This window comes from Mesorhizobium sp. M0437 (assembly GCF_040321335.1).
Taxonomy (GTDB): Bacteria; Pseudomonadota; Alphaproteobacteria; order Rhizobiales; family Rhizobiaceae; genus Mesorhizobium.
This window is the reverse complement of sequence record NZ_JAMYRK010000004.1, coordinates 91241-113892: the sequence shown is the minus strand read 5'-3', so window position 1 is coordinate 113892 and position 22652 is coordinate 91241. Positions and strand designations below refer to the sequence as shown.

Annotated in this window: 20 protein-coding genes and 1 pseudogene; 14 read left to right on the top strand and 7 right to left on the bottom strand. The window is 64.7% G+C overall.

Translation table 11 applies throughout. From position 1 onward, the window contains the following. Positions 1-14: 14 nt before the first annotated feature. A pseudogene (locus NKI72_RS35420) lies at positions 15-885 on the top strand (helix-turn-helix domain-containing protein). Positions 886-898: 13 nt separating this feature from the next. On the opposite strand, the gene NKI72_RS04220 reads toward NKI72_RS35420, so the two are convergent. Genes NKI72_RS04220 through NKI72_RS04205 form a run of 4 tightly spaced genes read right to left on the bottom strand, consistent with a single transcriptional unit; the run spans position 899 to position 4999 of the window. Continuing rightward, the gene (locus NKI72_RS04220; protein ID WP_352503133.1) at positions 899-2251 is read right to left on the bottom strand and encodes an aspartate aminotransferase family protein; all 1353 of its coding nucleotides are present in this window, start codon (positions 2249-2251) and stop codon (positions 899-901) included. Between the two features lie 26 nt (positions 2252-2277). After that, complete coding sequence (locus tag NKI72_RS04215) at positions 2278-2940, bottom strand: HAD family hydrolase (RefSeq protein WP_352836778.1); 663 nt, start codon at positions 2938-2940, stop codon at positions 2278-2280. Next, positions 2937-4232, bottom strand: coding sequence for a Tm-1-like ATP-binding domain-containing protein (locus NKI72_RS04210; protein ID WP_352849944.1), 1296 nt, complete (start codon positions 4230-4232; stop codon positions 2937-2939). Before NKI72_RS04210 ends, NKI72_RS04215 begins: the two co-directional genes overlap by 4 nt. Then, positions 4229-4999, bottom strand: coding sequence for an IclR family transcriptional regulator (locus NKI72_RS04205; protein ID WP_352849943.1), 771 nt, complete (start codon positions 4997-4999; stop codon positions 4229-4231). The genes NKI72_RS04210 and NKI72_RS04205 overlap by 4 nt, the downstream gene beginning before the upstream one ends. Before the next feature lie 177 nt (positions 5000-5176). On the opposite strand from NKI72_RS04205, the gene NKI72_RS04200 reads away from it, so the two are divergent. The 3 genes from NKI72_RS04200 to NKI72_RS04190 are packed head-to-tail and all read left to right on the top strand — an operon-like array spanning position 5177 to position 9361. Beyond that, positions 5177-6622: an APC family permease gene (locus NKI72_RS04200; RefSeq protein WP_352685377.1), complete on the top strand. Its 1446-nt coding sequence runs from the start codon at positions 5177-5179 to the stop codon at positions 6620-6622. Between the two features lie 58 nt (positions 6623-6680). Beyond that, positions 6681-7874 carry a cytochrome P450 gene (locus NKI72_RS04195; protein ID WP_352469647.1) on the top strand — a complete coding sequence of 398 codons (1194 nt, stop codon included), beginning with the start codon at positions 6681-6683 and terminating at the stop codon, positions 7872-7874. After that, positions 7871-9361, top strand: a complete 1491-nt coding sequence (locus NKI72_RS04190; RefSeq protein WP_352836767.1) for an aldehyde dehydrogenase — start codon at positions 7871-7873, stop codon at positions 9359-9361. The genes NKI72_RS04195 and NKI72_RS04190 overlap by 4 nt, the downstream gene beginning before the upstream one ends. A 10-nt stretch (positions 9362-9371) precedes the next feature. Here NKI72_RS04190 and NKI72_RS04185 read toward each other — a convergent pair whose 3' ends face one another. Together NKI72_RS04185 and NKI72_RS04180 are read right to left on the bottom strand one after the other, a co-directional pair. Continuing rightward, positions 9372-10961 (bottom strand): GMC family oxidoreductase, encoded by a 1590-nt coding sequence (locus NKI72_RS04185; RefSeq protein ID WP_352849942.1) that lies wholly within the window; start codon positions 10959-10961, stop codon positions 9372-9374. A gap of 4 nt (positions 10962-10965) precedes the next feature. Then, positions 10966-12468, bottom strand: coding sequence for an aldehyde dehydrogenase family protein (locus NKI72_RS04180; protein ID WP_352814195.1), 1503 nt, complete (start codon positions 12466-12468; stop codon positions 10966-10968). 209 nt (positions 12469-12677) lie between these two features. Between NKI72_RS04180 and NKI72_RS04175 the strand changes: the two genes are divergently transcribed. From NKI72_RS04175 to NKI72_RS04130, 10 genes are all read left to right on the top strand, one after another. Further along, a complete protein-coding gene (locus NKI72_RS04175; RefSeq protein WP_352767504.1) occupies positions 12678-13571 on the top strand; it encodes a hypothetical protein in 894 nt (297 codons plus the stop codon). Positions 13572-13612: 41 nt separating this feature from the next. Then, positions 13613-14194, top strand: coding sequence for a YceI family protein (locus NKI72_RS04170; RefSeq protein ID WP_352835037.1), 582 nt, complete (start codon positions 13613-13615; stop codon positions 14192-14194). A gap of 175 nt (positions 14195-14369) precedes the next feature. After that, positions 14370-15158, top strand: a complete 789-nt coding sequence (locus NKI72_RS04165; protein ID WP_352849941.1) for an SDR family NAD(P)-dependent oxidoreductase — start codon at positions 14370-14372, stop codon at positions 15156-15158. Between the two features lie 13 nt (positions 15159-15171). Next, positions 15172-15966: a MoaF C-terminal domain-containing protein gene (locus NKI72_RS04160; RefSeq protein ID WP_352469654.1), complete on the top strand. Its 795-nt coding sequence runs from the start codon at positions 15172-15174 to the stop codon at positions 15964-15966. A gap of 17 nt (positions 15967-15983) precedes the next feature. Continuing rightward, complete coding sequence (locus NKI72_RS04155) at positions 15984-16373, top strand: nuclear transport factor 2 family protein (protein WP_352469655.1); 390 nt, start codon at positions 15984-15986, stop codon at positions 16371-16373. Between the two features lie 55 nt (positions 16374-16428). Then, a complete protein-coding gene (locus NKI72_RS04150) occupies positions 16429-17637 on the top strand; it encodes an amino acid ABC transporter substrate-binding protein (protein ID WP_352849940.1) in 1209 nt (402 codons plus the stop codon). Between the two features lie 140 nt (positions 17638-17777). Next, positions 17778-18515: an ABC transporter ATP-binding protein gene (locus NKI72_RS04145; protein WP_027027454.1), complete on the top strand. Its 738-nt coding sequence runs from the start codon at positions 17778-17780 to the stop codon at positions 18513-18515. Continuing rightward, a complete protein-coding gene (locus tag NKI72_RS04140; RefSeq protein WP_502893727.1) occupies positions 18496-19224 on the top strand; it encodes an ABC transporter ATP-binding protein in 729 nt (242 codons plus the stop codon). The genes NKI72_RS04145 and NKI72_RS04140 overlap by 20 nt, the downstream gene beginning before the upstream one ends. Continuing rightward, positions 19221-20117, top strand: a complete 897-nt coding sequence (locus NKI72_RS04135) for a branched-chain amino acid ABC transporter permease (protein WP_352469658.1) — start codon at positions 19221-19223, stop codon at positions 20115-20117. Before NKI72_RS04140 ends, NKI72_RS04135 begins: the two co-directional genes overlap by 4 nt. 5 nt (positions 20118-20122) lie before the next feature. Beyond that, positions 20123-21109: a branched-chain amino acid ABC transporter permease gene (locus NKI72_RS04130; RefSeq protein ID WP_352834968.1), complete on the top strand. Its 987-nt coding sequence runs from the start codon at positions 20123-20125 to the stop codon at positions 21107-21109. 148 nt (positions 21110-21257) lie between these two features. Here NKI72_RS04130 and NKI72_RS04125 read toward each other — a convergent pair whose 3' ends face one another. Beyond that, the gene (locus tag NKI72_RS04125; protein WP_352539270.1) at positions 21258-22205 is read right to left on the bottom strand and encodes a helix-turn-helix domain-containing protein; all 948 of its coding nucleotides are present in this window, start codon (positions 22203-22205) and stop codon (positions 21258-21260) included. Between the last annotated feature and the right edge of the window lie 447 nt (positions 22206-22652).

The window sequence follows — 22652 nt, the reverse complement described above, 5'->3', positions numbered from 1 at the left end:
ATTTTTTCGCCGTGATGAGCCAGACTGCCATTCCCGAATTCTTCGTCTACGGCGAACCGGCGCGTGCGCTCGACGTCGGATTCCTGCATGTCGAGACTGTTCTTGCGCGTGCCTCCGTGCATCGCGGCCAGGTTCTCGCGCACAAGCACCCGCAAATGGCGCAGATCACCTTCTGGACCGGCGGCAGCGGCATTTATCGGATCGAAGACGAGACCTGGAGTTTTTCGGCGCCGACGGTGAGCTTCATGCCGAGCGGCGTGGTCCACGGATTCAGCATCGAGACGGGCGCCGACGCCATCGTTGTCTCGGTCGCCGATGCTGCCCTTGCGGCGATCGCTGAGCAGTCCGCGCTGCCGCTCGACCAGCCGGTCTTCGTCACCGGACGCGGTGAAACGGCCCTCTGGGAAAGGCTTGGGTGATACGGTTACGATGATCCAGGCGGAATATGCCGACAGGTTGCCCGGTATGGAGAAAATCCTGCCGCCGCTGATCGCCGTGGCATTGTCGGGCATCGCCCGCCTCGATGCGCAGTCGCATGCTGTCGCGGTGCCGGCGACGGTGGCGCTGGGCGGCCGGCTGCGGCGTCTGATCGACCGACACTTTCGCGACGACTGGCCGGTCGAGCGCTATGCCGCCGCGCTCGGCACCACGCGCCATCTGCTCGACAAGGCAGCGCGGCAGGTGCTCGGCGCGGGCGTACGCCAGGCGGTTGGTGAGCGGCGGCTGGTCGAGGCCAAGCGCCTGCTGCTGTTCACCGTGCGCCCGGTCGAGGACATCGCCTATGAGACCGGGTTCAACGACCCGGCTTATTTCTCGCGCTTCTTCCGCGCCGCCGTCGGCCTCTCGCCGGCGGCGTGGCGACGCCTGCGGCTCGGTCAGGACTGAGCGTCACCGTCGCTCAGGCGGCTGCCGTCAGTCCGGCGTCGAGAGCCTCGGCGATCTTTGCCACATCGGCGGACGAGATCACCAGCGGCGGCGACAGGATGATGGTGTTGCCGGAGACGCGCAGCATGACGCCGGCCTTGTAGGCGGCCTCTGCGGCGGCATTCATCGTCTTCTTGTCGGCCGGCTTCTTGGCGGCACGGTCGGAAACCAGTTCGAGCGCCGCCATCAGCCCTTGGTAGCGCACATCGCCAACCAAAGCGTGCTTCGCCTTCAGCGCCTCCAGCGCCTTGCCGAGCTCGACACCGCGCGCCGCCGCATTCTCGTTGACGGCAAGCCGCTTGGTCTCGGCGAGTGTGGCCAGCCCCGCCGCGCAGCCGACCGGATGGCCGGAATAGGTGTAGCCGTGCCCGATCGAGCCGAAGCTGGTCTTGTCGGCCTCGAAGACGTCGGCAACCTTGGCGCTGATCAGCGTGGCGCCGAGCGGGAAGTAGCCTGAGGTGATCGCCTTGGCGATGGTCATGAAATCCGGCTTCACTCCGGAGAGCCGCGAGCCCGACCAGGCGCCGGTGCGACCGAAGCCGGTCACCACCTCGTCGGCGATGAGCAGGATGTCGTGACGGTCGCAGATCGCCCGCACCATCGGCATGAAGCTCTCATGCGGAACGATCACACCGCCGGCGCCGAGCACTGGCTCCATGATGAAGGCGGCGATCGTGTCGGCGCCCTGGAAGGCGATCTCGTCTTCGATCGCCCGCGCGCAGAGTTTCGCCAGCTTCGCCGGATCGGTCTCGTCGAACGGATTGCGGTAGGTCCATGGCGCCGGTGTGTGGAAGACGCCGGGCAAAAGCGGCTCGTAGTTGCGCCGGAAATTGGCATTGCCGTTGACCGAGGCGCCGCCGAAATGCGTTCCGTGATAGCCCTTCTTCAGCGCCAGGAACTTCGTCCGGTCGCCCTGGCCCCTGATCTTCCAGTATTGCCGCGACAGCCGCAGTGCCGTCTCGACCGAGTCCGAGCCGCCGGAGGTGAAGAAGGTCCGTACCATGCCCTCGGGAGCGAACCAGTCGCACAGCTCATAGGCAAGCTCGATCGACGGTCCGGTCGAGGTGCCGCGAAAGCCGGAATAATAGGGCAGGGCGTCGAGTTGTGCTGCGATCGCCTTCTTGATCGGATCGCAGCTGTAGCCGAGGTTGACGTTCCACAGGCCCCCGACTGCATCGAGGACGGTGCGGCCTTCGGCATCGGTGACCGAGACGCCTTCGCCCTTCATGATGATCTTTGGCGGCGTCGCGCGCATCTCGGCCGGATGCGCCATCGGATGCCAGATCGGCTTGGCGTTGTTCTCGGTGAGGAAGTTGATGTCGCGCATCGGTGGGAACTCCGTTTCTTGAATTCTTAGGCCGCAACGCCGAAATGGCCGAGCGCCTCTGCATAGCCTTGCCCCGGTTGGGCGACGTCGAAATGCACGGCCAGCATGCCGGCGGCGACCGCGCCGTCGACGTTACGCTTCTGGTCGTCGACGAAGACGCAAGCCGCGAGCGGCAAGTGCAGTGCTTCGCTCACCATCGCATAAGCGCGCGGATCGGGTTTCAGGATGTGCGTGTAGGTGGCGTCGATGATGGTCTCGAACAGCGACAGCAGCGGCAGGCGCTCGCGAAAGCTGTTGCCGTAGAACAAGTCGAGCTCGTTGGAGAGGATGGCGAGCCGGATGCCAGCTTCATGCGCCGCACGGATCGCTCGTTCCGCCTCTGGCCGCACCACCGCTTGCGGGTCGGCGCCGCGCGCCCGCTGCACGAAAGTCGACATGTCGTCCCAGTCCTCGCCGACGAGACGGCCGACTTCACGCGTGCGCGTCTTCCAGTAGTCGCGCTCGCTGATCTCGTCGGCTTGCATGGAACGCCACAGCGGGTCGGATGCCGGATCGAACGGCCCGCGCCAGCCGAGCATGCCGGGCGTCAAGTCCAATGCGCGTTCGGTCAACGCGTGCGTTTCGAACAGCGTGCGGGTGACGACGCCGCCGAAATCAAGCACCAGCGCCTTTGGCGATGGCCCGCTCATGCAGCTTGAGTTCCTTCCGGCGCGCCCAGCGGCACAATGCCTTCGGCGACCCAGCGGTCGAAGATCTCCAGTGCCTTGGCGCTGAAGGCGGCGTCGTTGATGTGCCCTGATATCTCGTGCAACTCGGCATTGCCGGGCACGCTCGAGCGCATCTCCTCGACAAAGGCCGACAGCGCCTCCGGTTCGTGCAGCGGCTCGCCCTCCTGGTCCCATTGCTGGATGCCGCCTGCCGGCAGGATGAAGGCGGTCGGCCCGGTTGCGGCGGCGAGCTTCTCGCCGATGGCGCGCGCGATCTCCTTGCGGGTTTCGCCGTCTGATGTCACCGAGGCGAGCAGGCGGTTGTGCGCATGGTACGGCCGTTCGAAGAAACGGGCAGGCACTGCTTGCCAGGTCGGAAAATCCACCATGTCGACGGCGCCAGGTGCCACGATCTGAGGGATGCCTTGCCGACCAGCATTTTCCAGCCGGTCGGAGCCCGAATTCACCACCGAGCCGGTCAGCTGGTTGGCGAGTTCCTGAAGGCTGAAATCCATCACCGCGACGAAGCCGCGTTGCGCGGCGATCGCCTCAAGCGCCCGGCCGCCCATGCCGGTGGTGTGGAAGACGATGACTTCATAGCCGCGCTTCTCCAGCTCCGGCTTCAGCGTCACCATATAGTGCAGGCAGCTTTTTCCCAGCGAACTCATGCCTATCCTGGGCCGCGTCGCGTCCGGCTTAACGACGGCGCGCGCGGCACCCACCACCGCTCCGCAGGCCTGCGACAGCACCGCCTTGCAGGCACTGTTGAGGCCATAGAGACCGCCCGCCCACAGGATCATCATCAGGTCTGTGGCGATCCGTTCTGGTGGCAGCAGATGTGAATAGGCAATGGTCGAGATGACGAATTTCGGCACGCCGAGCGGCAGCGCCAGCGCGACGTCAAGCGCAAGGTCGGTGCCCATCGAGCCACCGAGCGCGATGAAACCGTGGATTTCGCCCTTGTCGCAGAGTGCGCGGGCAAGCCGCGAGGCGCCGAGCGCCATCAGCGTCATCGCCGAATTCTCGTCGCCGCTGGCGATGATCGCCTCGATGGTCGTGTCGGCAGCTTGAGCCACCGCATGCTTGTCATGCGCCGGCTGGTAGGACGGATCGCCGAGCACGCTCACATCCATCATCACGGCGACACCGCCGACCGCCTCGATGCGCTCGCGCATGAAGAGCAATTCGTCGGCCTTGGTGTCACCGGTGCCTATAACCAGGATTCGGCGTGTCTCCTCCACAGTCAATCTCCTTGCAGGGGTATTTGTTGTCATGCTCGCTTGAGGCCCGGCTGGCCCTGCCGTCCGAAAAGCCGCTCGCTGATAACGCGCGCAGCCGCCGCCACACTGGCGCCATAGCGCTCGATCTCGCCCTTCTGGACCCGCACCTTAGGCGCCGCGACGGCGATGATGCCAATGGCAAAACCGTCGGCGCCGAGGCTCGGCGCCGCGACGCTGAGCCCGCCCGCCGCGAAGCCATGCGAGCCGGTCGAGTGCCCGCGCGCGCGGGCGGCGGCGACATGCTCGGCAAGTGTTTTCGCGTCGCTTATTGTGTGGGGCGTGAAGGCCGGCAGCGGTCCGGCCAGAACAGCGTCTCGGATACGCTCTTCCGTGAACGCCAGGAACGCAATGCCAGAAGCCGTCGCATGCATCGGCAGCACCTCGCCGAGTTGCACGCTGACGCGATTGGCCCTGGTCGATTCGACGACATGGACTGTGATCAGGCCGCGCTTCGAATATTCCGACAGGTGCACCGTCTCATCGGTTTCCGCCGCCAGCGCCTCGACCACCGGCACCGCCGTGCGCAGGAAGGGAAACTGGGCTTCGCGCATCAGCGCCAGCCGCGCGACACCGGCGCCCAGCCGGTAAAGACGCGTGGCTTCATCCTGCTCGACCAGCCCATGCGCTATCAGGGAGACCAGCAGCCGGCGCGTTGTTGCCTTGTCATGGCCGGCGCGCCGGGCGAGGTCAGCCAACGCCGTCTCGGGCTCGCCGCGACCGAGCATTTCCAGCAGCGTGATGGCCTTGCTCACCGTACCCATGCGTATCTGATCCTCCATCTGATACTTAACGTGCGAATTAACTTGACAGGAAGCCGGTTCCTTTGCAAGTCTATATTCGAAATGTCGTTGCAAATAATGAAACGACAAGGCGGCCCGAAACAGGGCCTCGACATTTCAGGGACACTTGGCTTCCGCAGCGCGGAATTGGAGGGAAAGATGACGACAATTGAAGCCGGCGAAGCGAACCGGCTGAGGAAGAACAGCCTTGGCGTTGGCGCCATCACCTTCATGGTGATCTCGGCAGCGGCGCCTCTGACGGCTGTGGCTGGCGGCACGCCGCTCGGCATGCTGATGGGCAATGGCGCGGGCTTTGCCGGCACCTATCTGATCGTGACGCTGCTGCTGCTGTTGTTCGCGGTCGGCTATGTCGCCATGTCGCGCCATGTCGGCAATGCAGGCGCCTTCTATGCGTATGCGGCGCGCGGGCTCGGCGGTCTCGCCGGCGGCGCCACGGCGCTGATCGCAATCCTGTCCTACAATGCCATGCAGATCGGCGTCATGGGCCTTCTCGGTGCCGCGACCGCCGGGCTGTTCGCCGGCTGGGGCATCAACTTGCCCTGGTGGGCGTGGAGTTTCATCGCCATCGCCATCGTCGCCGTGCTCGGCTACAGGCAGGTCGACCTGTCGGCCAAGATCCTGACCGTTCTGGTGCTTGCCGAATACGTCGTGGTGCTGATCCTCGACATGGCGATCGTCAAGACCGGAGGCGATAGTGGACTGTCAGCGGCGCCGTTCAGTTGGAGCCAGATCACCAGCGGCGCGCCGGCGATCGCCATCCTGTTCTGCTTTGCCGCGTTCATCGGCTTCGAGGCAACGACGATCTATGCCGAGGAGGCGCGCGACCCCAAGGTCACCATTCCGCGGGCGACATATTTCTCCGTCATCCTGATCGGCGTCTTCTACATGGTCACCGCATGGCTGATGGCGGTCGGTGCCGGCGTTGATAAGCTGCTGCCGGCGCTGCAGGGGCTTCAGGATCCGACCACGTTCCTGTTCGGCCTGTCCGACCGCTACGCCGGAACGATGCTCTCGCACGCCATGAGCATCCTGTTCGTGTCGAGCCTGTTTGCCGGCGTACTGGCGTTCCACAATGCGGTCGCCCGCTACATCTATGTTTCCGGCCGCGAGAAGCTCCTGCCGCGGACCATCGGCGTGACCCATTCGACGCACCAGAGCCCGCATGTCGCCTCGGTCATCCAGAGCGTGCTTGCCGCTGTCGTCGTCGGGCTCTTCGCCGTGCTTGGCCTTGACCCGGTGCTGGCGCTGTTTTCGTGGCTGACCAACGTTGCCACTCTCGGCGTCATCGTGATGATGGCGGTGGCCTCGCTCGCCGTCGTGATGTTCTTCCGTGCCAACCCGTCCAGTCAGGAGAACGCGGTGAAGACCACAATCCTGCCGGGGCTGACCTTCATCGCCTTCGTCATCATCATCTATCTGATCGTCATCAATTTCGGCGGCCTGTCCGGTGCTGGCGGGTTCCTCGGCGTGTTCCTGCCGGCGCTGGTGCTGATCGCGGCCGTGGTTGGCCTTGTGCTGGCGAGCGCGTTGAAGAGCCGGGATCCGGTGGCCTTCGCCGAGCTTGGACAGCCTTTGAAGGACTGAGATCAAGAGGGGCGGCGCATGACGCCGCCCCCTTCTTCACCCTAGGGGAGTAGCGGCGTTGAGCTTTGCCGAGAGCATCACCGTTGAGGCGCTGGAAGCCGATCCGTATCCGATCTATGCTGAACTGAGGCGCAACGCGCCGGTCGCTTTCGTGCCGGCGGTCAACCTCTGGTTCGTCACCCGCTGGAAGGATGTCGAAACGGTCGCGAAGTCGCCCGACATCTTCTCCGCGGTTGTCGGGACATCCCCGGTCGAACGCTCCTTCGGCAAGCCGACCATCCTGACCACCGACGGAGACGTCCACAAGGATCTGCGCCAGGGCGTCGACCCGAAATACCGGCCGCGCACCGTCGCTTCCTATGCCGGGGATCTCGTGCGCTCGATCGCCGGACCCTATCTCGACCGGATCGCCGAGCAGGGTGCGGCGGAACTGATGGCCGAGTATTTCGAGCCGGTGTCGACGCTCAGCCTGGCGCGCTCGCTCGGGCTGGCCGACATCGACATGCCGACCTTGCGGCGCTGGTTCTATGGCCTTGCCCAGGGCGCCATCAATTTCGAGAACGATCCGAAGCGCCAGGAAATCGCCGATGCGATCAGCGCCGAGGTTGGCGCCGCCATCCTGCCGACGCTGGAGAGGCTTGTCCACGCGCCTGACGACTCCGCCCTGTCGCACATACTGCATGACGGCATGCCGCAGGGTGCGACCCGCGCCATCGACTTCGTGATGCCGAGCATCAAGGTCATCCTGCTCGGCGGCATGCAGGAGCCCGGCCATGGCGCCGGCTCCATACTTGCCGGCCTGCTTTCGCATCCCGAGCAGATGCGGCAGGTGCTGGACGATCTGGAAACCTTGGTGCCGAAGGCGGTCGACGAGGGTCTGCGATGGGTCGCGCCGATCGGCACGCAGACGCGCCAGACGACGCGCGCGGTCGAGCTCGGCGGCGTGACCATCCCGGCGGGCGCGCCAGTCGCCGCGCTCGTCTCCTCGGCCAGCCGCGACGAAATCCGGTTCTCCGATCCCGACCGTTTCGACATCCTTCGTGATGAAGGCAACCACGCTGCCTTCGGCTTTGGCCATCACTTCTGTTCGGGTCGGTTTTTTGCGCGCGAGCAGATGTGCCTCGCGGTAAGGCTTCTGCTGGAACGGTTTCCGGATCTGCGGCTGGTGCCAGGCAAGGAACCGGTGTTCCGGGGCTGGGAATTTCGCGCGCCAACCACCCTGCATGTCGCCTTCGGAGCCGGTACGCAATGATCAACCAGAACACCATCGACACGTTGCGCAAGGCCGAGGTCGGCGTGCGAAACCTCTTCATCGATGGTGCGCAGACCGCAGGTGCAAGTGGCGCCACGCTGCCCGTGATCTCGCCGATCGATGGCCGCCCGTTCGCCAGCATCGCCGACGCCAACGCCGTCGATGTCGATCGCGCCGTGGCGTCGGCGCGCAAGGCGTTTGAGAAGGGCTCGTGGTCGCGCGCCGCCCCCGCCTTCCGCAAGAAGATTCTGACGAAGTTAGCCGAGCTGGTCGAAAAGCATGTCGATGAACTGGCGGTGCTTGGCGTCCGCGACAACGGCACCGAGATCGGCATGGCCTACAAGGCCGAGCCGTTATCGGCCGCGGGCACCATCCGCTACTACGCGGAGGCTATCGACAAGGTCTATGGCGAGATCGCGCCGACGGCCGAGAATGTGCTCGGGCTGATCCACAAGGAGCCGCTCGGCGTTGTCGGCGTCATCGTACCCTGGAATTTCCCATTGATGATCGGCGCCTGGAAGATCGCGCCGGCGCTGGCTGCCGGCAATTCCATCGTCGTCAAGCCGCCCGAGGTCGCTTCGCTGACGCTTCTGCGGCTGGCTGAGCTCGCTGCCGAAGCCGGGCTTCACGCCGGTGTGTTTAACGTCGTTACCGGCCGTGGCGCGGTTGCCGGCGAGGCGCTCGGCCTGCACATGGATGTCGACGCCATAGCCTTCACCGGCTCGGGGCCGGTCGGCCGGCATCTGCTTGAGTATGCGGCGCGTTCCAATCTGAAGCGCGTCTTCCTCGAACTCGGCGGCAAGTCGCCCAACATCGTCTTTGCCGACGCCCCGGACCTGAAACAGGCCGCAATCGTCTCGGCCAACGGCATTTTTCGCAATTCCGGCCAGGTCTGCGTTGCCGGCTCGCGCCTGCTCGTCCAGGCGTCGGTCTACGACCGCTTCATGGACGAGCTCCTCGCAGCGACCACGCGGCTGAAGGTCGGCGATCCGCTCAATCTGACGAGCGACGTCGGTGCGGTATCAAGCGCCGAGCAGCTGGACAAGAATCTCGGCTTCGTCGAACGGGCGACAGCTGAAGGCGCCCGTCTGGTCACCGGCGGCGGACGGATCCTGGCCGAAACCGGCGGCAGCTACATGGCGCCGACGATCTTCGAGAACGTGACGCAAGAGATGCAACTCGCCCGCGAGGAGGTGTTTGGGCCGGTGCTCGGCGTGATGCGCTTCGAGACCGAGGAAGAGGCGGTGCGGCTTGCCAATTCGACGGTTTATGGCCTTGCCTCGGCGGTGTGGACCGCCAACCTCTCCACGGCGCATCGTATGGTGCGCAACATCAATGCCGGCGTCGTCCACGTCAACACCTATGGCGGCGCCGACATCACCGTGCCGCTCGGCGGCGTCAAGCAGTCCGGCTTCGGTCGCGACAAGTCGATGCATGCGCTGGACAAATACACCGATCTCAAAACGGCCTGGATTTCTCTCGGCTGACCGTTTCTCGCTAAGCGCTGCCGAGGATGAAATCGGCACAGCGGTCGGCGATCATGATCACCGGCGCGTTGGTGTTGCCACTGATGAGCCTGGGCATGACCGAGGCATCGCAGATCCGCAGGCGCGGCACGCCGCGGACGCGCAACCGCGGATCGACCACGGCACTGTCGTCATTGCCCATCCGGCAGGTTCCCGATGGGTGGTAGACCGTCTTGGCGTGTTCGAGGATGTGGCCGACGATCGCCTGGTCAGGAAGATCCGCGGCCGCGCCCGGCGAAAGCTCCTCCGCCACCATGGCCTGCAGCGCCGGCTGGCGCAGGATGGTGCGGGCGATCTTCATGCCGGCCAGCAGCAAGGCGAGATCGTCCGGATCGGACAGGAAGCCGGTGGTGAAGCGGATCGGATCGGCCGCATCGCGCGAGCGCAGCCTGACCGTGCCGCGCGACTTCGGCCTGAGCACACAAGGATTGATCTCCATGCCGTGCCGCTCGATCGAGCCGTGTTCGGCGCTCTCGATCATCACCGGCAGGACGTGGAACTGGATATCGGGACGGCCATCGCCATCGGCGTCGAAGAAGCCGCCGCTCTCGACCACATTCGAGGTGAGCAGGCCGGTGCGGAACATGAGGTACTGCAGGCCGTGGCGCAGCGCCCGCAGGCCACGGTCCTCACCAAGCAGCGAGATCGGCTGGCGCGTCAGCGCATAGACGGGAGCCGCGACGTGATCCTGCAGGTCGCGGCCGACCGCGGGCATGTCGCGGATGACGGGAATGCCCAGCGCGGTCAGATGTTCGGCTGGCCCCAGTCCCGACAGCATCATCAGCTTCGGCGTCGCCAGCGCGCCTGATGTGAGGATCACTTCGGCTTCCGCCGTCGCTGTATGGGTCTGTCCGTCCGATGTGGTGTAGGCGAGGCCGCTTGCCGCACCGTTTTCCAATGTCACGCCGGTGACAAGCGCATCGGTGATGACGGTGAGGTTGGCATTGCCTGCCAACGGCTTCAGGAACACCTTTGCCGCCGATTGTCTTTCGCCATTCGCGGTCGTCGTCTGGTAAAAGCCGACGCCTTCCTGCCTGTCCCCGTTGAAGTCGTCATTGAAGGGATAGCCGGCCTGTTGCGCGGCCCTGACATAGGCCAGAGACAGCGGATGGCGATGGCGGGGATCGGAGACGGGCAGCGGTCCGGTGGTGCCGTGGCGATTGCCGGCCAGCCGCTCGTTGCGCTCCAGCCGCCTGAACACCGGCAGCACCTCGTCCCAGCCCCAGCCGGGACAGCCAAGGTCGCGCCAGTCATCATAGTCCTGCGGCTGGCCCCTGACATAGAGCATGGCATTGATCGACGACCCGCCGCCCAGCGTGCGGCCCTGCGGCACCGGTAGCCGGCGGCCGCCGACGCTGGGTTCGGGATCGGATTCGTAGATCCAGCTGCGCGCCGTGCCGATCACCTTGGCGAAGGTGGCGGGCATGTCGATGAAGCGCGAATTGTCGGCCGGCCCGGCTTCGACGATCAACACGCGCTGGCCGGTATTGACCAAGCGGTTGGCCAGCGTGCAGCCGGCCGAGCCGGCGCCGGCGATGATGTAGTCGTACGCAGCGTTCATGGCGTCAGGCGTAGCGCATGATGACGGTCTTGGTCTCGAGATAGCCGTCGATCGCCGCGCGGCCGTGTTCGCGGCCGATGCCGGACTGCTTGAAGCCGCCGAAGGGTGCCGCAGGGTCCAGCGTGTTATGCGAATTGACCCACACCGTGCCGGCCTTGAGGCCGTGGACGGCGGTCATCGCCTTGCCCATGTCGCGGGTCCAGATCGAGGCCGACAGGCCATAGCGCGTGTCGTTGGCGATATGGATCGCCTCGTCGAGATCGGCGACCGGCATCGCCGCTACCACCGGACCGAACACCTCCTCACGCGCGATCTCCATGTCGGGCCTGATATTGTGCAGGATGGTCGGCGCGACATAATGGCCCCTGGCCGGTACCGACCGCGCGCCGCTGACGCGTTCGCCGCCGGCCGCCAGGCTGCGCTCGACAAAGCCCTCGACGCTCCTTCGATGCTTGGCCGAGACCAGTGGGTTGATCTGGGCTTCGGCATCGCGGCCGGCGCCCAGTGTCATGCCATCGGCGATCTCGGCCAGCCGCGTCAGCGTGCGGTCATAGATAGACTTTTCGATCAGCAGCCGCGAGGCCGAGGTGCAGACCTGGCCCTGGTTGAAAAACATGCCGAGCCCGGCGACCAGGGGCTCAATGCCCTCTTCCATGTCGGCAAGCAGGATCATCGGCGATTTCGACCCGAGCTCCAGCGTGAAGCGGGCGACATGGTCGACGGCCGCGTGGCCGACGCGTTTTCCCACTTCCGTCGAACCGGTGAAGGTCAATTTGTCGATGCCGGGATGACGGATCAGCGCCTCGCCGGTGACGCTGCCGCTGCCGGTCACGATGTTGATGACGCCGGGCGGGAAGCCTGACGCCTTGATCAGTTCTGCGAGCCTGAGCAGGCCGAGCGGCGTCTCCTGCGGCGGCTTCAACACCACGGTGCAGCCGCAGGCGAGCGCCGGCGCGATCTTCCACATGCCGATCAGCAACGGGAAATTCCACGGCACGATGGCGCCGACGACGCCGACCGGTTCCATTATGGTCATCGCTTGATGCCTGGCGCCAGGCGGCACCGGAATGGACACCTGGAAGGTCGAGCCCTCGATCTTGGTCGCCCACCCGGCATAATAGCGCAGCCAGTCGACGCTGCCGCCGGCGCTAAGCATGCGGGCGACACCTAGCGACTTGCCGTTCTCGATGCTTTCGATCTCGGCCAAGAGATCGGCATCGGCCTCGATGGCGTCGGCGAGCTTCAGCATCAGGTTCTGGCGGTCGACCGGCCGCATTGAGGCCCACGGGCCTTCAAGGGCTGCACGCGCAGCACGCACCGCCTGGTCGACCAGTTCGGGACCGCTCTCGGGCACATGCGCGACGATCTCGCCGGAGGCGGAATCATCGACAGCGAGGCCATTTCCCGCCAAGCCGTCAACAAAGCGTCCATTGATGAAGGGCCGGTGCGGACGCGCCAGGAAAGCGGCGGCAGCAGTGCTGATCGGCGGCACGGTTCTCTCGTTCACGCCATCCTCCTCGATTGCTGGTGAACACGTTGCATCAGGGTTATGGAGCGTGTCGGCTGGCTTCAAGCGGCTGATGGTGCCAGTGCACGCTCAGTCAAAACAAAGTTCCCGCTTGGACAAGACGCCCCGCAGTCGACTGGCCTAGACCAAAGTCGCATCGAGCAGCGTGTTTTGCGCAGGCTTCCCGGTTGTCAAAGAGGTGTCGACGATTGAGTGCGTTGCTGGGCAATCCGATGGTCACCACTGCTGCGCTGCCACTCGCGCTCGGCACGGTGATGGCGCTGTTGGCAAGGGTCGCACTGCCGGGATCAGTGCTTTCTCTGCTGTGGGCCGCTTTGATTTTGTTCTTCTATTGGGACACGCTCGGGCCGCCTGTGGTGCCGCCGGTCGCCGCCAGCCAGAAGCTGATCTATCTCGCCTCTGGCGGCATCGTCGTTGGCCTGTTGCCCGAACGCCTGTTGGGCGCTGCCGTTGCGGGCAAGCTTGTCGCCGCCGCGCTTGCGGTAGCCTTGCTGTGGCTTGGCTGGCGCCGCCTGGCCGGCGGTTCACTCGACCTGCAGATGGTCGCCGCCCTCATCGCCGGCCTGTTGGCGATCGTCGGCGCCGCGATGCTGCTGTCGGCGCGGTCCTCGCCATCGTCGTCCGCCGAAGCGCCGTTCCTGGTGCCGGCGGCGATGCTCGCTTTTTGCCTGGCCGGCGCCATCATCTCGGTGCTTGGCGCCTCGATCGTCACCGGGCAATTGCTGGGATCGCTTGCCGCGCTCGCCGGCGGCTGGTGTCTTGTCCAGTACATCACAGTGCTGCGCGGAGGCTCCGCCGTTGCCTGGAGCAAGGGCACTGAACTGCTGCTTATCTACGCCGCAGCCACCGTGCAGATCCAGGTCGCGCTGCTGGCGCCGAAGGCTAATCCGGTCGCGCTGGTGCTTTCATCCTTGCCGCTGATCGTGGCCATGCTGATGCCCGGTCCGCTGCGGGGCCTTGTTCCCGGCGTCCGGCCGTTGCGGCCGCCGATTGCCGGTCTGCTGATCGCCACACCGGCGATATTGGCCATCCTGACGGCGATCCTATGGGCGCCGCATGGAGCCGCCCTCGGCTTTTCCTGAGCCAAAGAACGACAACCAACAATGGGGAGAGTTACGTGACGATGAGAAAACTGACGGCCGCGTTGGCCTTTGCCTCGGTGTGCGCATTCGCATCGGCAGCACATGCCGACACTTACGAGATCGACGGCCAGCACGCCTGGATCACCTTCACCATAAAGCACGGCATCTACGGCATCGCGCATGGCCAGTTCGATGCGGTGAAGGGCGCCATCGTGATGGACAAGGCCGATCCATCGAAAAGCAGCGTCAAGGCCGAGATCGATGTCGGCTCGGTGCACACCGCCTATGACCAGCGCGACAGCGATTTGAAAGGCCCCGACTTCTTCAACGCCGCCGAATTCCCGGCGATCTCCTTCGAAAGCACCAAGGTAGAGAAGGTCAGCGACAAGACCGGCAAGGTCACCGGCAATCTCACCATCAGCGGTGTGTCCAAAGAGATCACCCTCGACGTGACGCTGATCAACGAGGCGCCGGCGCCGTGGGATGCGACGCTGACCAAGGCGGCGTTCAGCGCCACAGGCAAGGTCAGTACGGCCGACTTCCCGATGGCCAAGGCCGCGGCCGGCTTCGGCCTTGGATCGGATGTCGACATCGTCATGGATTTGGAAGCGGTGAAAAAGTAATCCGGCGAGCGAGTGCCGCGCGCAAGGTCGCGCGGCACTTCATCGGACAGGGCGCAAAGTGCGCACTCAGTCAAAACAAAGTTCTCGCTCGGACAAGACGCAGATTGGCCGGTGCCGCATTATTCCCAGCGAAGATCGGCACATAGCCGGCGCGCTTACCAATCGGGATGGAACAATGCGATTTTCGGGAAAGACGGCTTTCATTACCGGCGGCGGCACCGGGATCGGCGCGGCGGTGGCCAGGCGCATGGCGGCCGACGGCGCCAAGGTGGTCCTGATGGGCCGGCGGCGCGAGCCGCTGGAAGCTGTGACCAAGGATATTGGCGGTCTGGTGGTGCAGGGCGATGCCGCCGATCCGAAGGCGGTGCGTGCGGCGCTTGCCGAAGTGCATGAAAAAATCGGACCGGTCGACATCCTCGTCGCCAATGCCGGCGGCCATGGTGTCGGCCCGACGATTTCGATGAGCGACGAAACCTGGAGCCTGGCGACGCGCACCAATCTCGACACCGCTTTCGTCTGCGCCCGCGAATGCCTGCCGGACCTGATCGCGCGGAAGGGCAACATCGTCGTCGTTGCCTCGATCGCCGGCCTGTTTGCCGGCCCGGACGCCGCCGGCTACGTCACCATGAAGCATGCCTGCATCGGCTTCGGCAAATCGCTGGCGCGCGACTATGGCCGCAAGGGCGTGCGCACCAACATCATCTGCCCGGGTTGGGTCTCGACCGACATGGCCGACGAACAGATGGCGGTGATCGTCGAGAAGCACGGACTTGGCTCGATCGACGATGCCTACCGGCTGGTGACCAGGGACGTCCCGCTCGGCCGGCCGGCGACACCGGAAGAGGTTTCCAACGTCGTCTGCTTCGTCGCTTCGAGCGAGGCGGCCATGATGAACGGTTCGATCCTGACCGTCGATGGCGGCGCCACCGTCGTCGACCTGCCGACATTAGTTTTTGTCGATTGATTGGGAGAGTGCGATGAACGACCAGAACAGGCCGGCGGACTGGAAGCATTTCGACGATTTCGCCGCCGGCATCGCCACCAACCGGCTGGCGACGACATCAGCGTTGCGCGGCCAGACCTTCAAGATCACGCTCGACACGGGGCGCACAATCGACCTTGCCTTCACGTCGCCCGACACGGTGGCGTGGAGCGAGGGCAGCGAGGCCGGCGCGGACTGGTACGAGGCGCTCGAAGTCGCCGCCAACGTGTTCTTCATCAACATGACTTTCGCCGCCCGGCCGACCGAGGATGAGGCCTACATCGTCAACACCAGCACGCGCCGCGTGCTGTCGGTGCGCGAACGGGTGCGTGAAGCAGGCGAAGCGCCCGGCGAGCCGCGCGTCGCGCAGACCTGGTCGGCCGGCGTGCTCGGGGATCCCAGCAACGCGCCGACCGGTATCAAGCCGGCGCCGACCCGGGACCTGATCGGGCTCACCGCGCACTACACATACAGCCCCAACCACGTCTACGAGCACATCTATCTGAGCTCCGAGCGCTATGCCTGGCAGAACCTCGTCGGCATCCAGCGTGGCCATGGCGACGTCGACCTGGCGACCACCTGGAAGTTTGCCGACAACCAATATGTGTTCGGCTTCCGCGAGTTCATCATCCCGGTCGCCTCGCTGTTCTTCTACAATTGGGACGTCATGCGCTCGACCGGGAAATTCCTCGGCGTGACCAGCCTGGGCAAGGTCGAGAACAAGCCGGCCGGCGCTCACATCGAGAAGAAATCCAGAACCGTCTACGACGAAGGCAAGGCGCCGGTCTGACCGCGCGGGAGAACGCGATGAACAAGAACTACGAAGCGATCAAGGCCCATTACGCCGGTTCCGATGCCAAGGACCTATCTGCGATGATGGCGCCAATCACCAGCCGCACCGCCTGGACCGAAATGGCGGGCTTCCCCTATGCCGGCACCTATGTCGGCCCCGACGCCATCATAGCGGGGGTCTTCAAGCGCATCGGCGAGGAGTGGGACGGCTACACGCTGAAGCTCGAAAGACTGGTCGACGGCGGCGCCACCATCGTCGGCATCGGCACCTATTCGGGCACCTACAGGAAGACCGGCAAGCAAATGTCGGCGCGCGTCGTCCATGTCTGGGAGATGGACGACGGTAAAGCCGTGAGTTTCGAGCAGTTCACCGATACCAGGCTGGTCGCGGCAGCGACGGTCTGAGGCATGCGGGCGGGCGCCGATGCGTCCGGCCGATGAAACAACCTGGGAGGATGCAATGGGAAACAATCTGAAGGCAATGCTGGCGGGCCTGGTGCTGTCGACCGCACTTGCGGCCGGCGGCACAGGGGTCGCGAATGCCGCCGGCGACGAGATCGTCATCGGCGCTCCGATCTCCTTGACCGGGCCGCTGGCCGGCGACGGCAAGGAGCAGAAATGGGCCTATGAGCAAGCGGTGGCCGACATCAACAAGGCCGGCGGCATCATGCTCAAGTCGGCCGGCAAGAAGCTGCCGGTGCGCCTCGTCGTCGCCGACGACGAAAGCTCGGAAGGCAAGGTCGCCTCGGCGCTGGAAAACCTCATCAAGGTGCAGAAGGTCGACGCGCTGCTATCGACCCATTCCGGGCCGATGAACATCGCCGGTGCCATCGTCGCCGAGAAATACAAGAAGTTCTACATGATCACGACGGCGTTCCCGTTCGAGTGGCAGCCGTTGAAGCTCAAATACCCGGCCCTCTTCTTCTTCCACCCGGGGCCGGGCGCCGAGGTGCCATTCGAGATCTGGAACAAGCTGCCGGCCAATGAGAAGCCGAAGAACCCGGCACTTGTCACCGAGGATTCGCCCGACGGCAAGGGCTTTGGCGGCGCCTTCGAGGCGGCGGCCAAGAAATATGGCTACACTTTCGCGGTCGATGATCCCTGGGCGATCGGGGCCACCGACTATTCGGCGCTGATCACCAAGCTCAAGGCCGCCAATGTCGACGCCATGCTGGTGTTCGGCTCGCCGGCCGACACGGTGACGCTGCTGCGCCAGATGAAGGAGCTCGGCTTCTCCGTGCCTTATCTGCATGGCTGGAAAGGCACCTGGACGGGCGAGTTCCACGAAGCGCTCGGAGCGGATTCGGACTACATCATGACCGACGGTTTCTGGTCGTCGAGCTATCCCTATCGCGGCGCCAAGGAACTCGGCGATCGCTACGAGGCCGAATTCAACAAGGACTCCGTCACAGTCGGCGCCTTCTACGCTAATGCGCAGGTGCTGGCGCAGGCGATCGAAAAGGCGGGAACCACCGATGCCGCCGCGCTGCATGACGCGGTCTTCAACCAGGAATTCAAGGACACCGTCGTCGGCGATCTCAAATTCGACCAGACCGGCTTTGCGCTGATCCCCAGCGTTGCCACGCAATGGTGGCAAGGCAAGCACCAGCTGATCTTCCCGAATGGCAACTGGACCTACAAGCCGGCGCCGGCCTGGGACAAGCGCTGAGCGGCGAGGGCACGGGCTCCGACGTTGCCGCCTGCCCTTCTCCCCGTCCTACTCGGGGAGAAGGCCGGCAGGGCGATGAGGGCGGCGCTGACCTCGATAGATTGCGCGGATAGCTTCCCCTCGAGAAACGGAAACACACGATGCAGCCTGACGAAACCTTGCTTCGCCTCGAGGCGATCCAGAAGCGGTTCGGCGGGCTTGTCGTGCTCAACAACATCGACATCGCCGTCGGAGCCAATGAGCTGATCGGGCTGATCGGTCCCAACGGCGCCGGCAAGTCGACACTGTTCAACGTAATTACCGCGCTCTACACCCCAACCCAGGGCCGTATCCGCTTCCGTGGCGAGGACATCACCGGCACGGCCCCGCATCGCATCTGCCGGCTCGGCATTGCCCGCACCTTCCAGCTGGTGCGCACGTTCCTGACCATGACGGCCTTCGAGAACATCATGGTAGGTGCCGTCTATGGCTCGGGCGGCCGCGTCAAGCATGCGACGGCAGCCGCCGAGGAGGCACTTGAACTGGTCGGGTTGACCGCCAAGCGCGATGTCCGCACCGCGCATATGACGTTGTCCGACCGGCGGCTGCTGGAGATCGCGCGAGCCGTTGCCTCCAGCCCGGGGCTGCTGTTGCTGGACGAACCGATGGCGGGGCTGAACCCGACCGAGATCCAGCGCACGGTCGATGTCATTCGCCGCGTGCGCACAGACAAGGGGGTCTCGATCCTGTGGGTAGAGCACAAGGTCGATGCCATCATGAAGGTATGCAGCCGGGTGATCGTGCTGGACCATGGCGAGAAGATCGCCGACGGCACGCCGCGCGAGATCGTCGCCAACCGCAAAGTGATAGAGGCCTATCTTGGCGAACCGGCTGCTTGACGTCACCAATCTGGAAGTCGCCTATGGCGACGTCGGAGCGCTGTGGGGCGTGTCGATCCACGTCGACGCCGGCAGCATCGTCGCCATTGTCGGCGCCAACGGCGCGGGCAAGACGACGCTGCTGAAGACCATCTCCGGTCTGCTGAAGCCGAAGCGCGGCGAGATCTTCCTCTCCGGCGCGCCGCTGGCCGGCAAGGCGCCGGAGGAGATCGCGGCGATGGGCATCGCGCATGTACCGGAAGGGCGCGGCCTGTTCCGGCAGATGACCGTGCTGGAAAACCTCGAGCTCGGCGCCTTCCAACCCAAGGTGCGGAAGCGCTTCAAGCAGTCGCTGGAGAAAGCCTACACGCTGTTTCCGCGGCTAAAGGAGCGGGCAGGGCAGAAGGCCGGTTCGCTCTCCGGCGGCGAGCAGCAGATGCTGGCGATCGCGCGCGCCACCATGTCGGACCCGTCGCTGCTCATCCTCGATGAGCCGTCGCTGGGGCTCAGCCCGATCGTGGTGCAGCAGATGTTCGCGCTGATCGAGACCTTGCACAAGCAGGGCGTCACCATCCTCCTGGTCGAGCAGAACATCCATCAGGCACTGAAGGTCGCCGACTATGCCTTCGTGCTGAAAACCGGCGAGCTTGCCATGCAAGGCACTGGTGCCGAGCTCATCGCCGATCCCGAAATCCAGAAGGCCTATATGGGCGTCTTGGAGGTGCAATGATGCAGAACATTCCGCCTCCCGAAATCCTGCTGCAGCTGTCGCTCAACGGCGCGCTGGGCGGCGCCATGTACGGCGTTGCGGCGGTGGGCCTCAGCCTCATCTTCGGCACCATGCGGCTGATCTTTCTGGCGCAGGGCGCGATGATCATCCTGTCCGCCTATTTCGTACGGGCGCTGTTCTACGGCGTCGGCATCGACCCTTTCGCGTCGCTGCTGATCGTCGTGCCCGTCGGGCTCGTCGTCGGCTGGCTGGTCTACCAAGGCCTGTTTCGCCGCGCGGCGGCAGCGGAGGACCGCAACATCTCACTCTTGATCGCGGTCGGTCTGATGTTCCTGATCCAGAACCTGATGACGGTTATCTGGGGCGGCAACACCGCGGCCATCGTCACCTCCTACACGGCGAGCGGCATCGAGATTTTGGGCGTGCGCACCTCCTTCACCCGCTCGATGGGCTTCGTGATTGCGCTCGCCGGTACCGGCCTGGTGGTGCTATTCCTGCGCAAGACATTGGTTGGTAAGGCGGTGCGCGCGGCCTCCGAGGACATGGAGGCGGCGACGCTGATGGGCATCAGCCCGCACCGCGTCAACGCCGTCGCCTTCGCGATCGGCATCGGACTCGCCGGAGCGGCCGGCGTCGCGGTGGCGACGACTTTCCCGTTCAACCCGTTCGCCGGCTTCATCTTCAGCCTCAAGGCGCTGGTGGCGCTGGCGCTGGGCGGGATCGGCAATGTCGCGGGCGCACTTGCCGGCGGCATCATCCTCGGCCTGATCGAAGCCTATGTGCAGTATTTCATCTCGGGCGGCTGGACCAACGCTATCGCCTACGGCGTGTTCCTGGCGGTGCTGATGTTCAAGCCGGAAGGCCTGTTCAGCCGGCCCTACAAGAAGGCTTGAGCGTCATGATGATGAAAGCCTTGCCGGAACAATTCTGGATTGGGATCGCAATTGCCGTGGTCGCTGCCCTCGCGCTGGTGCCGCTCCTGCCCGGCGCGATCGATTCTTACGCCTTCTCGTTCCTGTTCTTCGTTTTCATCTACGCCACTATGGCGCAAGGCTGGAACCTCGTTGCCGGCTTCGGCGGCCAGATCAGCCTCGGCAACCATGCCTTCTTCGGGCTCGGCGCCTACACCACCGCCATTCTGTGGAGCGGCAATTATCTCTGGGGCACGTTCTATGACGCCTATCCGCGGATCTACTATTTCGACCCGGTGACGATGATGCTGGGCGGGCTGGTCGCGGCCGTCGCCGCCATCATCATCGGCCTGCCGCTGCTGTCAAAGCTGCGCGGCGACTATTTCGCGCTCGGCACGCTCGGCTTCGGCGAGATCATCAAGGTGATGTTCATCAATGGCGGTGATTTCACCGGCGGCGCCTTCGGCGTCGTGGCGCCCGCCGGCACCTTCGATACGCTCTTGCCGCACTATCTGGTCGGGCTCGGCCTGATGGTGGGCACGGCGCTTGCCATCCGCTTGCTGATGCGCTCGCGCTACGGCCTGGCGCTGATCGCCGTGCGCGACGACGAGATGGCGGCTTCGGCCAACGGCATCGATACGCTGAGGATCAAGGTCGCCGCCTTTGCTGGCAGCGCCTTCATCGCCGGCGTCGCCGGCAGCCTCTATACCTACTACATCTTCCATGTCGGCCCGGACTCCGTCTTCGACCTCGACTGGATGCTTTTGCCGCTGATGATGACGGTGGTCGGCGGCACCGGCACCCTGCTCGGCCCGATCCTCGGCGCCTTCGTCATGTACGCGGTGTTCGACCTGGCGCGCATCGTGGTGCCGGATTACCACCCGGTGATTTCGGGGCTGACCATCATCTTGGCGATGCTGTTCTTGCCGAAGGGGCTGATGCGGAGTTTTGCGGGCAGGGCGCGGACGGCTTGAGGTCTGGGTACAGCCCTGTTGAAGCGTCAGCGCTGCAAGTCGGGAGTGAGAGCCCTCGAAAAATTATGGAAGGTGAGGATACAATGTGCCTCATACGGGCGCAAAACAATTTGCTGTATCCGATAAAGGTACGGCTAACAGCACCTTCCTAATGCACCACCATACGCACTCGCTCCCGCAAATCTCTCGGCGCCACGTCATACTTGCTTCTGAACGCCCGCGAAAAATGTGCGCTCGAATTGAACCCGCAGGCAAACGCGATTTCCGAGATGGAGGCTGAGGCGCGGGCGGGCGACAGCAGCTCCTGCTTGCTGCGCTCCAGCCGCCTATCCCACACGAACCGCTCCAGTGTGGTGCCTTCGCCTTCGAAGGCGCGGTGCAGATAGCGGCGGGAGCAGCCCATGTGGCGGGCTATGTCCTCGGCCGACAGGTTTGAGCGCGCCAGGTTGGCGTCGATATAGGCGACGATGCGTTCGCGCAGCGCTTCCAGCGGCGAGCGGCGGAAGTCCGGCGCCGTCGGCTTTGCCTGGATCAGTCCGTTGACGAGTTGTATCAAGCTTTCTCCGACACGGCGGCAGCCGGCCTCGTCGAGCTTGTGAGCGGTGCCGATCGCCATCTGCATCAGACCGGAAACGATATGGGTGAGGCTGTCGTCGTTGCCGGGCAACGGCACCGGCGCCGAGAGCCGCGCCAGCGTCCCGTCGCCGAAGGTCGAGCGCGGCACCTGCAGGATGAGCTGGTCAACATCCGACAGGTTTTGCAGCGAATAGCTGCGCATTGGATCATAGATGATCGCAGCGCGTGGGCCGAGATCGACCGCGACCTCCTGCTGCTCGAAGCGGCTGTGACCGCTGAGCTGCATCAGGATCTTGATCGCGTCGGGATCGAAGCTGCGCCAGAAGGTACGGTCGCTGACGACCAGATGCGACTTGGCCTTGATCTCGGAAAGCCGGCAGGAGCCGAGATGCACGGAAACGAGCTTCGGCAGCGACGGCGCCTCGCCGCGTGAGAAACGCTGGGTGATCGGGCCGAACAGCATCCGCGACGCAGATAGGAAAGCCTCGCCGTCGGCGACGCTCACGTGGTGGGCGATCATAGTCTCCTCCACATTCTCGTTGTTCCCGTCTTGTCGCGGGATTGTGACGCAGCGGCAGCGCCACGTCATCCTTAACATGATAAGCATCTTTGCCGCAACGGCGGAGGTGCTTCACGCCGCGCCGGACGAAGTCGGCCGGCATCCTGGTGTCCGCGTTACTGAAGGGCCCCATGCCGCTGCCGTGCGGAAAGGCCCGATCTTGCGGTCGAGCCGTTTCAAAGGCCGGTACCCGGTCGCCGTCGGCGAGATAGCCGTGCACGTCGGCGCGATAGCCGGTCCGCTCGGTGGCCAAGCACTGGAAGACACATTCATCAGGGCGTCCATGCCGGCACAGGGAAGGCGTTCCGCCTCGGTCTATTCGACTTCGGACGCGCGAGCACGGCGAGCAGATCGCCGCCGTTCTCCTCGGAGGACCTTCATAGGTCCTCCGGATCAGATCGAATTGGC